The organism is Dickeya oryzae (genome assembly GCF_009372235.1).
GTDB classification, from domain to species: Bacteria; Pseudomonadota; Gammaproteobacteria; order Enterobacterales; family Enterobacteriaceae; genus Dickeya; species Dickeya oryzae.
In genome coordinates, this window is the sequence record NZ_SULL01000021.1 from 1 (window position 1) to 13,487 (window position 13,487).

At 54.7% G+C, this 13,487-nt stretch carries 6 protein-coding genes and 1 pseudogene; 3 read left to right on the forward strand and 4 right to left on the reverse strand.

The window, feature by feature from the left end; translation table 11 throughout:
* Both FAZ14_RS19265 and FAZ14_RS19270 read right to left on the reverse strand, forming a co-directional pair.
* Positions 1 to 8,057: non-ribosomal peptide synthetase (locus tag FAZ14_RS19265; RefSeq protein WP_153509036.1), on the reverse strand; the 8,057-nt coding region annotated here is incomplete at its 3' end.
* A gap of 911 nt (positions 8,058 to 8,968) precedes the next feature.
* Positions 8,969 to 9,511, reverse strand: a complete 543-nt coding sequence (locus tag FAZ14_RS19270) for a TetR/AcrR family transcriptional regulator (RefSeq protein WP_016943935.1) — start codon at positions 9,509 to 9,511, stop codon at positions 8,969 to 8,971.
* 90 nt (positions 9,512 to 9,601) lie between these two features.
* On the opposite strand from FAZ14_RS19270, the gene FAZ14_RS19275 reads away from it, so the two are divergent.
* The 3 genes and pseudogenes from FAZ14_RS19275 to FAZ14_RS19285 form a co-directional block, all read left to right on the forward strand.
* Positions 9,602 to 11,104, forward strand: a complete 1,503-nt coding sequence (locus tag FAZ14_RS19275; protein ID WP_016943936.1) for an MFS transporter — start codon at positions 9,602 to 9,604, stop codon at positions 11,102 to 11,104.
* Positions 11,105 to 11,240: 136 nt separating this feature from the next.
* Positions 11,241 to 11,768 (forward strand): GNAT family N-acetyltransferase, encoded by a 528-nt coding sequence (locus FAZ14_RS19280; protein ID WP_016943937.1) that lies wholly within the window; start codon positions 11,241 to 11,243, stop codon positions 11,766 to 11,768.
* 144 nt (positions 11,769 to 11,912) lie between these two features.
* Positions 11,913 to 12,071: pseudogene (locus FAZ14_RS19285) on the forward strand (helix-turn-helix domain-containing protein); the annotation flags it as partial.
* Between the two features lie 124 nt (positions 12,072 to 12,195).
* On the opposite strand, the gene thrH reads toward FAZ14_RS19285, so the two are convergent.
* Together thrH and FAZ14_RS19295 are read right to left on the reverse strand one after the other, a co-directional pair.
* A complete protein-coding gene (gene thrH, locus FAZ14_RS19290; protein ID WP_153509037.1) occupies positions 12,196 to 12,840 on the reverse strand; it encodes a bifunctional phosphoserine phosphatase/homoserine phosphotransferase ThrH in 645 nt (214 codons plus the stop codon).
* A 14-nt stretch (positions 12,841 to 12,854) separates the two neighbouring features.
* Positions 12,855 to 13,472 (reverse strand): LysE family translocator, encoded by a 618-nt coding sequence (locus FAZ14_RS19295; protein WP_153509038.1) that lies wholly within the window; start codon positions 13,470 to 13,472, stop codon positions 12,855 to 12,857.
* Positions 13,473 to 13,487 lie beyond the last annotated feature (15 nt).

The following is a 13,487-nucleotide window of genomic DNA, read 5'->3' on the forward strand; positions in this document are numbered from 1 at the left end:
TGCTCAAACAGCTCATGCACACACAGACCTGACGGGAATACGGTATGGGTTGCATTGAAATCGTACAGCACCTGCTGTCGTTCCGCTTCCGGCAGCACGGGCAGCGTGTTGGTTGCCTGCGTCGGGGTGCGTTCCAGCGCGTCGATCAGCGCGTTCAACGTCGTCAGTAACATCTGACCCACCCGTTCGGCACCGATGCGCGGGTCGACCTGAACATCAAGGCTGAAGTGTTTGCCGCCGTGGTCATTGACCGAAAGGTCGACCGGGTAATTGGAGCGCTCCTGACTGAACAGAATGTGCATACCGTCAATGTCAGAGCGCTGCGTGGCATCCAGTTGCTGACTGCCGCCGTCGTAACGGTAATTGAGCAGGCTGGTGAACAGCGGACTTTGGGCATCAACGCTGCTGTATTGCTGAATTTCAGCCAGCGAGGCGTGTTCAAAACACAGCAGCCCGGCCAGGCTGTCGTGCGTCTGGCGCAGCGCCTGTTCAACACTCACCTGTGCCAGCGACAGGCGCAACGGCAGAGTATTCAGGAACATGCCCAGCACCCGGTCTGCGCCTTCACCACCGGCCATACGGCCAAACAGCACCGTGCCGAACACGACGTTATCCTGCCCGGTAGTGGCCTGCACCACGCGTCCCCAGGCGAGATGGAACAGGCTGGCTACGGTGACACCGTGCCGTTGTGACTGCGTCCGCAGCCGTTGTCCTAATTTGTCTGACAATGGCAGGTGATGTTCGTCGATGTGCTGACCGCTGCCCTGGCTATCCCGCAGCCCGAACGGGGCGCAGGGTTCATCAATATCGCCGAGCTGTGTGCGGAAATAGTCCTGCTGTGCCGATTGTTGTGCCGGTATAGCCGTTTGTTGACGGGCGAGGGCGACAAACTGCCGGAATGGCAGCGGGGCCGGTAACTGGTCGGCTTTACCTTCAAGGTGTGCCTGCACTTCTTCGAGCAGCAGCTCCAGCGTGGTGTGGTCCATGCACAGGTGGTGGTGCAGCAGGCACAGCAGCCAGCGGTTATTGGCCGGGTCGGCGACCTGATAACTCTGGATCATCGGTGCCTGCGTGACGTTCATCTGCAACTGCGCCGGGGTAAAACGCTGTTGCAGGGCGTCGGCGACATCGTCGGCGGTGATTTCCAGCGTTTCCACCGGCATCAGTGCCTCGCGCCAGACCACCTGCACGGCCTCATCCAGCCCTTCCCAGACGACCGCTGTGCGCAGAATGTCGTGACGTTGAATGACGGCCTGCAAGGCGGCAATGAAATGATCCAACCCGTCCTTTTCGGCAAAGCTGAGGATGGAGCGGGTGATATAGGCATCCCCCACCGGTTGCAGCAGATGGTGGAACAGAATGCCGGTCTGGAGTGGTGCCAGCGGGTAGATATCCTGCACATTACGGGCACCGCCCGGCACGGTCGCCACCACGGCATCGATCTGCGTCTGCGTTAATGCCACCAGCGGCAGCATGGCCGGGGTGATCTGTTCACAATGCAGGGGGATCAGATTGGCCGGTACGCTGTCAGCGGTGGTGCTGGCTGTCAGCGTGGCGGCCAGTGCGGCCAGCGTCGGCTGCCTGAACAGTTCGCTGACGGCGAGCGTATACCCCACCCGGCGCAGGCGTTCGATAAGCTTAATCGCCAGCAGGGAGTGGCCGCCGAGCTCGAAGAAGTGATCCTGCCGCCCGATGCGCTCAATGCCCAGCAGGTCCTGCCATATCGTGGCAATCGCCTGTTCGGTGGCGGTTTGCGGTGCCTCGTAGGTGGTACGGACAAAGGCGCTGTCATCCGGCGCGGGCAGGGCGTTGCGGTCCACCTTGCCATGCCGGGTCAGCGGTATCTGCGCCAGCGGCACATAGGCCGACGGCACCATAAAATCAGGCAGACGGTGCGCGAGCTGCTGTTTCAGTGCCTCAATGGAAACGGATGTCTCTGAAATGGATGCCTCTGAAACGGATGTATCCGAGAGCGTGTAATAGGCCACCAGACGGTGATCGCCGGTATCGGTGCGCTGGGCGACGACCACCGCGTCACTGACCCCGTCGCATGACTGCAACGCCGATTCAACTTCGCCGGGCTCAATACGAAAGCCGCGAATTTTGACCTGAAAATCGTTACGGCCGAGGTAGTCAAGGGTGCCGTCAGCATTCCAGCGCGCGAGGTCACCCGCGCGGTACATCCGGGCACCAGGCTCGTGAGCAAACGGGTCATCCAGAAAGCGCTCCGCTGTCAGGTCGGGGCGGTTCAGGTAGCCGCGTGCCACCCCCATCCCGCCGATATAGATTTCACCCACCACCCCAACCGGTGCTGGCTGACGGTGTTCATCCAGAATATACATCCGGGTGTTGGCGATCGGACGGCCGATCGGTACCGCACCGGTGCTGCGCAAATCGGTCAGTGTATGCATACAACACCCCACCACGGTCTCGGTCGGGCCGTATTCATTCACGATGCGCACATCGGGCCGATGCTGCCGCCAGAAACTCACATGGCGCTCCAGCACGGCTTCCCCGCCGAGAATGAATTGCTGCAAACCGGGCAGCGTGGCGATGTCGATACCATTCGGATCACTGATCAGCAGACGGCTTAATGCATCCAGATAGGAGGGCGTCAGCTTGATAAAACTGAATGGCTCGCCGGACACCAACGCATGGTACAACGACGCGATTTCATCCTGACTGTCGACGATATACAGCGTCTTACCGACCAGAATCGGTACAAATACACTGGTAATGGTGGCATCAAAACCGATGGAGGAGTTCATCGGGACGCGATCACCGGCGGTGTCCGGGTAGGTTTGCAGGCTCCAGAACAGGTAGTTCATCAGGCTGCGATGTTCGATCATGACACCCTTGGGCCGCCCGGTGGAACCGGAGGTGTAGATGACGTAAGCCAGATGACGCGGTGTCAGGCCGAGGGTCGCCGGTGCGATATTGTCAGTCGGGCAGGTGGCCCACGGCTGGGCGTTACTTTTCCGTTCGATCTCACTGTCCCGTTCGATCTCACTGTCCAGTTCGACAACCGCCAGCTCAGCGGTGGTCTGCGTGATGAGTGTAGTGCGTACCGCGCGGGTGGTAATCAGCGCCACCGGCGCACTGTCGGCCAGCATGTCGCTTAATCGTTGTGAGGCATAACCCGGATCAATCGGCACATAGGCCCCACCGGCTTTCAGAGTTGCCAGCAGTGCCACGATAAGCTCAGGGCGACGCTCCAGTGCAATCGCCACGCGATGATCCGGTCTGACACCCAATTCAATCAGCCAGTGTGCCAGTTGGTTGGCCTGTTCATTCAGCTCGCGATAGCTCAGTGACTGCCCTTCGAAGACCACGGCGATGGCATCCGGCGTGCGCGCGACCTGCTGCTCAAACCGTTCATGGATGCACTGATCGGCCGGGAAGTCCGCCTCGGTGTCATTAAAGCCGTACAGCACCTGCTGGCGTTCTGCATCCGGCAGGATATTCAGCGCCGGTACGGGCTGCTCGGGTGTCTGTTCTAATGCATTAGCCAGCTCTGCCAACGCTGCCAGCATCATCTGACCGGCGCGTGCTGCGCCAATGCGTTGGTCGACCTGAACATCCAGACTGAAGCCCACACCGTGGTGGTCATTGACCGAGATATTAACCGGGTAGTGGGTACGTTCCTGACTGAACAGAATGTGCATCCCCGTGATGCCGGACCGCTCCGTGGTGTCCAGTTGCTGGCTACCGCCGTCGTAACGGTAGTTGAGCAGGCTGGTGAACAGTGGACTTTGGGTATCAACGCCACTGTATTGTTGAATTTCAGCCAGCGAGGCGTGCTCGACGTTCAGCAGGTCAGCCAGGCTGTCTTGCGTCTGGCGTAGCGCCTGTTCGACACTGACCTGTCCCAGCGACAGGCGCAATGGCAGGGTATTCAGGAACATGCCCAGCACCCGATCAGCGCCTTCACCTCCGGCCATACGGCCGAACAGCACGGTGCCGAACACGACGTTATCCTGCCCGGTGGTGGCCTGCACCACGCGACCCCACGCCAGATGAAACAGGCTGGCTACGGTGACGCCACGTTGCTGAGACTGCATCCGCAGCCGTTGTGCCAGTTCGCTTTCAAGCGGTAAATGACATTCTTCAATGCGTCCGACGTCCTGACCGTCACCCTGGCTATCGAGCAGCCCGAACGGCGCACAGGGCACGTCAATATCCCCGAGTTGTGCCCGGAAATAGTCCTGCTGAGCCTGCGCATCTGTCTGCTGACGGGCGAGGGCGACAAACTGCCGGAACGGCAGCGGAGTGGGTAGCTGGTCGGCACGGCCCAACAGGTGTGCCTGCACTTCTTCGAGCAGCAGCTCCAGCGTGGTGTGGTCCATACACAAATGGTGGTGCAGCAGGCACAACAGCCAGCGGTTATTGGCCGGGTCGGCGACCTGATACCCCTCGATCATCGGTGCCTGATCAAGGTTCATGGATAAACGCGTCGGATCGAATTTCTGGTGCAGTGCCCCGATAACATCGTCGGACTGTATAACCAGCGTTTCCAACGGCATCAGCGCGTCGCGCCAGACCACCTGCACGGCCTCGTCCAGCCCTTCCCAGACGACCGCTGTGCGCAGAATATCGTGGCGCTGGATCACCGCCTGCAAGGCGGCAATGAAATGATCCAGCCCGGCTTGTGCCTCAAAGCTCAGGATGGAGCGGGTGATATAGGCATCGCCTACCGGTTGCAACAGATGGTGGAACAGAATACCGGTCTGTAATGGTGCCAGTGGGTAGATATCCTGCACATTACGGGCACCACCCGGCACGGTGGCCACGACGGTATCGATCTGCGACTGCGTCAGTTCCACCAGCGGCAGCATGGCCGGGGTGATCTGTTCTGCATGCTGGGGGATCTTATTGGCTGGTACGGCGTCGGTCGTGATGGTTTGGGTGAGCGTGGCGGCGAGAGCGGCCAGTGTTGGCTGTTTGAACAGCTGACTGACAGAGAGCGTATAACCGGCCCGGCGCAAACGTTCGAGCAAGGTAATCGCCAGCAGGGAATGGCCGCCCAGTGCGAAGAAATGATCCTGGCGACCAACGTGGTCGATACCGAGCAGATCCTGCCAGAGCGTCGTCAAAAGCTGTTCGCGCTCACCCTGTGGGGCTTCGTATTCGGTGCGCACCACATCGTGCTCAGTGGGCTCCGGCAGGGCCTTGCGATCGACCTTACCATTCGGCGTCAGCGGCAGAGTATCGAGGTGAATATACGCGCCCGGCAACATATGAACCGGTAACTGCGCGGCAAGATGTGCATGTAGCTCGGCTACTCCAGCATGACCGGTAAACCAGGCAATCAGCCGTGGCTGATGGTGTTGATCCGCTCGGGCCATGACGATGACGTCAGTAACACCGGCACAGTGGCGTGCGCAGGACTCAATTTCACCCAGCTCGATGCGAAAACCGCGAATCTTGACCTGAAAGTCGTTACGGCCAAGATAGTCAATGGTGCCATCGGCGTGCCAGCGCCCCAAATCACCTGTCTTATACAGGCGTGCGTCGGGTGTAGAGGAAAACGGGTCGGGAATGAAACGTTCGGCACTCAGTTCTGGCCGGTTCAGGTAGCCGCGCGCAACCTGTACCCCGCCAATATGGAGCTCACCCACCACCCCGACAGGAACCGGGCGTCCCTGCGGGTCGAGAATATACATACGAACATTGGCTTTGGGCCGACCGATGGAGACCAGCATGCTGTCGGTATCATAGGCGCAGGCCCAGCCGGTGACGTCCACGGCGGCTTCCGTCGGCCCATACAGGTTGTGTAGTTCAGTGTGGGGTAAATATCTACCCGTTTGCCTGATGGCGGCGGCAGGCAGGGCTTCCCCGCTACAGAATATCGCTCGCAGACTGGGGCACTGGCCGGGTTTCAGCACGCTGAGAAAGTGGCTCAACATCGGCGGGACAAAGTGGGCGATAGTCACCCGTGCCTGTTCAATCAGTGTGCTCAGGTAATACGGGTCTTTGTGGCCCTCCGGTTTAGCCAGCAGCAGGGTTGCGCCGACCCATAACGGACAGAAAAACTCCCACACCGAGACATCAAAACTGAAGGGGGTTTTTTGCAGAATGATGTCTTGCGCGTCGAAGGCGTAGTCTTCAATCATCCAGGCCAGACGGTTGACCACGCCCCGGTGCTCATTCATCACCCCTTTGGGCTGACCGGTCGAGCCGGAGGTGTAGATAACATACGCCAGATGATGAGGCTCCAGGCCTATGTCGCTGGGGGTGATGTTGTCTGTCGGGCATTGCTGCCACGGTGTGGTTTCACCATCCAGTTCAATCAGGTGAGTCGCACTGGACTGTACAGACAGGAGGCTGACCCGGGCGCGGACAGACTGACTGGTGATCAGCACCGCAGGCTGGCAGTCATTGATCATGTAGGACAGCCGATCCTCCGGGTAATCCGGGTCCAGCGGCACGTAAGCACCCCCGGCTTTCAGGGTTGCCAGCAGGGCGATAACCAGCGCATGACTGCGCTCCAGTGCTACACCGACCCGACTGTCCGGCCCTACGCCTTGTTGGCGCAGCCACCAGGCCAGCTGGTTGGCCCGGCGGTTTAGCTCACCGTAGCTGAGCGTCTTACCGTTAAGTGACAACGCTATCGCGTCTGGCTGTTGACGTGCCTGTGCTTCAAACGGCTGATGGATATAGTCGCTGACAGGACCGGCGAGCTGAGCGGCATTCCACTGATCCAGAATGCGGGCTCGTTCGCCGGGGACAAACAGCTCCCGCTCGCCGATAGGCTGCTCCTGATGCTGGTCGGCCTCAGCGATAAAACAGAGCAGACGCTGGAGATGGCTGTCCAGATCAGCGGTGCTGTACAAGGCCGCATTGGCGTCCAGGTAAAATTCAAGGCCATGCTCACCGAGGTCGGAGACGGTGATGGAAAGGTCGTCCAGCGGGCCGAAGGCCAGATTATGCTCGGCGGTGCTCAGGCCATCGAACGTCACCTCGCCTGACAGCGGCAGGAAGTTGAACGCGGTGGCATAAAATGTCCGGTTCTCTGTCGCCAGGCCGAGGTCGGTTCTTAACTGCTCGCCCCGGTAGCGTTGGTGGCGCAGCGCACTGCTTAACCGGCCTTTCACCTGTTGCAGGCACTCGCTGAGGGTCAGGTCGGCTGACAGAGTTAAGCGCATCGGGACGATATTGGACGACATACCCGCCAGGCTTCGATGCTGACGGGTCATCCTCGCCGTGACCGGCAACCCCATGACCAGGTCGTTCTGGCCGGTCATCCGGTACAGATAAATGGCGGTCAGGGCGGTCAATAACTGCGCAAGGCTGGCATCGTGCTGGCGGGCCAGGTCACGAACGCGCTGACTTTCCTGACGGTTCATAGCCCGCGCTTGTCTGACAATGTCCGCACAACGTGCCTGCTGGTTGGCGAGGCTGACGGGGGCCGGTGCGTCTTGCATCAACGTCAGCCAGTATTGACGGTCACGCTCAACATGGCTGGATGTGTGGTAATCCTGCTCCAGCGTCATCAGGTCCTGAATGCTGCCAAAGGTGTGCTCTGACACCGTCTGCCCCTGCATCAGTGCCGAGTAGATATCGGCAATACGGCGTGTTATCAGGGTTCCACTGTAACCATCGATCACCACATGGTGAGAGCACTGGTAAAAGAAAAACCGGTTAGGCGAGATGCGCAGCAGGGCAAATGAAAAAAGTGGCCCCCGCTCAATATCAAAAGGCTGGTTCAGGTTTTCCCGCATCCATTGGATGGCACATTGCTCAGGGTACTGTTCGGTACTGAAATCCAGAGTTGGAAACGCCCAGCGTGGTGCTTCCAACACTCGCTGTACCGGTGTGGGGCCTGAGGCATCAATGACTGATCGGAACGACTCGGTTTCTTCAATTACCTGAGCAATAGCCACCTTCAATATATTGGCATCTACCTGACCACCAATATCGGTATATTTGGAAACCTTGAATACATTGGCTTGGGCATCCTGATTCACTTCCTGTGCTAACCAGATGCCTTGCTGAGCGGTTGATAATGGAAACGAGGAAGAGTTATTTAATGAACGGTGCTCTTTGTTATTACTCATATGAATTAGTCCCTATATAATCTGACACATCCTTTTGAAAGATTCAGAGTTACCTGTTTTGATAAAGGTGCAGGAACGTAAATCAAAACAAAAAGCGGTAACGCTCGTGTTGCATACTAACAATCTCATTATTAAATACAACGTAGGTTTATTAAATATGACGGAATAATTAGAAGGATGTTAGAGGGCTCTCATAGAATAAAGGGTAACACACGTGATTTTAGCGAAATACTCTCTGCGATTGTGAGGGTGCTTGTGGTGATATGACCTCGAAATCTCAATTCGATATTTGATATGGCATCACGTTTGTAATGAGTGTGTTTTATGACCAAATGAATAATTCTGTTTTTGTGTAAGTTTATTTGATGATTTTTTATAAATCTTCATGTTTTGTTTTTATTTGTATTTTTAAAATCAAATATTCCAGATGGGAATAAGATTTTTGAAAGTATTTCAATTGATGTAATTCACTCTGTAATTAAGACGGGGGTAGAGAGTTATTTAAAATGGGCTGGTTAACTTATTTTTTATTTTGCTTTGATGACTAATAGCAGATAGATTGTCATAACCTGACCCAAATCCGACCACCACATTCTTCCGATGCAGAGGGAAAACTGAAAATGTCCACTGCTTTGTGCTAAGAAAACTCTAATGCAGTCCACCAGACATATCTAAATTTCTAGTCGAGCAGAGAAAAGTGAATGGTTCGGTTTACCGGGATACTTACATGTTCCCATCCTGTTATTAGTGTTTTCGATGGGGGTGAGCCACATTATTACGCGTAGCGCGGTCAAAAATTGATTTTTGCATTATAAATACAAGTTTATTTTTTTTAGCTTATTGATTTATATAAGAAGATGGCGAAATCAGGTGGCGCCTTAGAGGACGTCATCGTTTTGGCAGCACCTGTATCAGGTAAGCAATATGGCGATGATATCATCATGGACCTCCTGCCATTCCTGGTCGCTGAAGGCGTAAAACCCAAAGCCTTTTAGGGTAAATGCGCCTTCTGTTGCCAGCAATGCAAGCCTCAGACGACGACCCGCCTGCGTGGAAGTATCGAACATCGCGAACAGATCTTGGTAGAAGGCATTGGCTTCGGCCAGGGATACGGGGGCCCGCATAAAGCTCGCCATCAGGGCGACAGCGCGCGTAATCACTTCAGCATCTTCACTCCGGTTGGCCTCGATATAGGCATGAATGCGGGTTTCTGGACTGTCACCCCGCATCGCCAGAAACTCCTCAACAATGCGATCGTAATTGGCCATGACTCGGCGCAACATTGCATCAATTAACTCATCCTTGGTGGCAAAGGCATAAAGTACTCCCCCCTTGCTGACACCGGCCTGTCTGGCCACGGCATCAAAAGTCAGGTTACCGGCGCCAACGCTTAGAACCACCGCTTCGGCAGCGTTAAGCAATAACTCTCGATCTATTGTTTTATGTCGGCCCATCACTCTCCCCTTTTAAAACCGTCTGGACGGATATATATTACTGACCCGTGTATTTCAGTGCAATTGTTCTCAGCGCACAGAGGTTTTTAGATGCTGTCCCTTCGACATCGCTGGTTAGTCTTGCTATCGGTGCTTCTGGCATTTTTGCCCATCATCATAGACATGACCATTCTGCACATCGCAGTGCCTTCTGTTACCCTGGCATTAAGTGCCAGTGGAACCGAGGTGTTGTGGATCATTGATATCTATCCTCTCATCATGTCCGGGTTACTGGTTCCCATGGGGACATTATCAGATAGGGTTGGTCATCGACGTATGCTGCTGATAGGCCTGTTCGTATTTATGCTCGCCTCGCTAGCTGCCGCTTTCTCACCCACGGCAGGTTTCCTGATTGCTGCACGCCTTCTGCTTGCGGTGGGGGGCGCGATGGTGATGCCTAATGTGCTCGCTATCATCCGACATACTTTCGATGATCCCAAAGAGCGGGGTATTGCTCTGGGGCTCTGGGGGACTGTTGGGTCGGCTGGTGCTGCACTTGGCCCGCTCGGAGGAGGCGCGTTACTCGAACATTTCTGGTGGGGGTCGGTGTTTCTGATCAACGTGCCAGTCATTCTGATTGTCCTGCCACTGGCTTATTTAAGCTTGCCGCATCACAGGCCAACGGTAAGAGGACAGTGGGCTATCAGACAGGCTCTGGTTCTGATTGCGGGCCTGATAGCCACTGTCTACGCTGTAAAATCCGGGTTCAAGGCTGAAGCCTCTTTGCTTATCACCTGCCTGATATTAGCGGTAGGACTGGGCCTGCTCACCTGGTTTGCCCGTCAGCAGCTTTCCAGCGTCGACCCAATGCTGGATCTCTCCTTATTCAGTAAGCCAGCTATCTGTGTTGGTATCATCATGGCATTGGTTGCCAGCGGCGCGCTGACAGGCGTGGAATTGACACTTGCTCAGGAACTGCAATTCGTGGTGGGTTACTCCCCGTTACAGGCGGGTCTCTTTATGGTGCCGCTCGCTATTGGCTCAGGACTGGGGGGCCCATTGGCGGGTTATACGACAGTACTGTTTGGACTTCGCAATGTAGCCTCCGCCTCCCTATTGGCGGCGGCGATGTGCCTCGCAGGGCTCAGCATAAGCGATTTCTACCACTTGACTATTTCCACTATCACGTTGCTGACGGTATTGGGTATGGCACTCGGCATCGGTCTGACTGCGTCATCTATTGCCATCATGAATAGTGCGCCACCGGACAAGGCTGGTGCGACCGGTTCGCTGGAAGTGACAGGCTATGAACTTGGTGCCGGACTTGGGATCACTTTCTTTGGTGTGCTCCTTTCCATGGCTTACGAAAAGACCATCAATTTGCCCGCTGATTTGCCAATCGGCTTTCACGCCAGGGCGGCCAGTTCCATCAGCGATACGATGGTTGTGGCGGAGCACCTGGGGGAAACCGGTATTGCTTTAGCACAGGCTGGACGTGTCGCATTTTCCAGTTCACATAGTGTTGTTTTGTTGACGGCAGCAAGCATGATAATGCTGCTGGCTGCGGTAGCGTTCGTCACATTGAAACACTATCAGAAACCCGAACACGGTTAGCCTCCTCCAAAGCAAGGAGCTTGAGCGTTGCTGTTATTCCGCTATCATTCGCCATTCATAAATGGATCGATAGAACCTTTAAGGCAAATTTTTATTGTCTCATGAAATGAGATCTATTTTGTTAAGGCGATAGTTCATGAAAGAAATCAGGTTGATTCCTGTAACTGAAAGTGAAAAAGTTAGGCTTTTCAGGGATGTGCAAAATTCTTTTCAAAGCGGGTTTGAAGCGGTTTTTGGAGAGTGTGCGGGCACTATTCTTCCAGAGCAAGATATAGAATATTCTTTTTCCGCCCCTAATGCTGAGTCTTATTTTGCGATTCTTGATGGTGAAGTCGTCGGTGGCGCTATTATTACCGTAAACAAAAAGAGTGGTATCAACCATCTTGATTTTCTCTATGTCAACGCCGGATGTCAAAACCACGGTGTTGGTATGGGGATCTGGAAGAATATTGAGCGTCTTCATCCAGAGACAAAAGTATGGGAAACGCATACCCCCTATTTTGACAAAAGGAATATCCATTTTTATATAAATAAGTTGGGTTTTCATATTGTTGAATTCTACAACGCAAGACATAAAGATCCGAATTATAAGGATGTAGCGGTAGAAGAGACGCGTGGAGATATTGACGAGGATCTTTTTCGTTTTGAAAAAGTGATGAGATAAAAATAATTATACGGTTGGTGAATCGGGAAATGAACAAGTCGATATTTGGACTGACCTTGCCCTACATTGTATATGCTGTATTAGTCGTGACGAGATCTGACACATGGCCTTGAGAGGTTGAGAGTTACCGGTTTTGATAGGGGTATCGAAGCCTTATACAAAACACAAGGTAACTCTCATACTACCAATCTCGTTGTCAAACACAAAGCTGGTTTGCTCAACCTCGCTGAAGAGCTCAGCAACGTATCTAAAGTCTGCAAAATCATGGGCGTTTCACGGGATACGTCTTATCGTTATCGCGATTAACTGGTAACACAGTGAGGCTCAGGCTGAGGCGGCATGTAGCGACGCGAGTACCAACAACCTTAACCCCATAGTGGAATGAATATGTCTCTGGTTTGGAGGCGAACCAATATTGTTTATGGGACTATCGCCCAGACCGTGATATGCATTTGTCTGATGACGGTTCCACAGCACTGATGGCCTCGATGATTTCGTGCAGGTGTTCCACCACAGTCAGGTCTTGGGCTGCCGTCATTGTCGCCTGCGACGGGCGAACCAGGAAGCCGTTGTGCGCAAGGCGCAGCATGGCAAGATCGTTGAAGGCGTCACCTGCGGCTAGAACGTGGCAACCCTGCTCCAGTAAGCGGGATATGTGTTCCTCCTTGCCATTTCGATCAGCCCATGCACATCCGGTTATCCAGCCGTCCGCATCTGTCTCCAGCGAGTGGCAGAACGACTCTGGTGAGCCAAGAGCATCAAGTAATGTGCCAGCCAGTTCGTAAAAACAATCCGAGACTATGTGGACCCGGTAGCCTCGTTGTTGAGTGAGTTGTTGGAGGAATACAACCGCATCGGGATAAGTCTGGGTTTTCGCGATCATCGCTTGCACGTCCGGCAGGCGTAGGCCGTTTTTTCGGAGATGCTCGATACGCAAGCGCATCAGTGCGGGGTAGTCGGGTTCCTCCCGCGTTGTGATGGACAGAGCTTCGATACCGCTGGCTTGCGCTATCTGTGGCCACAATTCTGGAATCAGAACACCTTCGAGATCAATACAGGCAATTTTCATCATATCCTCTTCCTTCATCAGGCGCTGACATTTGTAAAAGCCAGGGATGTACCGAGCACGATCAGGGCAACGCCGATGAACTTGTCGACAGTAAGCTGGTGTTCGAGCAAACGACGGCGCATGGCTGGCGCTGCGAAGAACAGTGCAACGATGCTGAACCAGATCCAGTGAGATACCGACATGAACAGGCCGTAGGCGAAGTTGTGGCTCATCGGACTGTCCGCATGGACAACCTGGGTATAGGTCGCGACAACGAAAAGCATCGTTTTTGGATTGAGTGCGTTGGTCAGGAAGCCCATGCGGAAAGCCGCCAATGTAGATGGCGCAGAACCGGAGGCCTCTCCGAGTTTGAGCACTGCTTTGTTGGTCAGCGATTTGTACCCGAGGTAGATCAGGTAAGAGGCACCCAGTACCTTCATTGTCATGAACAGCAGGGGCGAGTTGACGATGACTACGGCGATACCCAGTACCGTATACATCACATGGATCTGTACGCCGCAGGCAATACCAAACGCAGAAATTAGGCCGGTGCGTGCTCCGAAGGCATAACTGTTTCGGGTGATCATCGCGAAATCGGGACCGGGACTGATAACGGCCAGAATTGTGATGGTGGCTACTGCAATCAGTTCGTTCATTGTTTTAAAACTCCA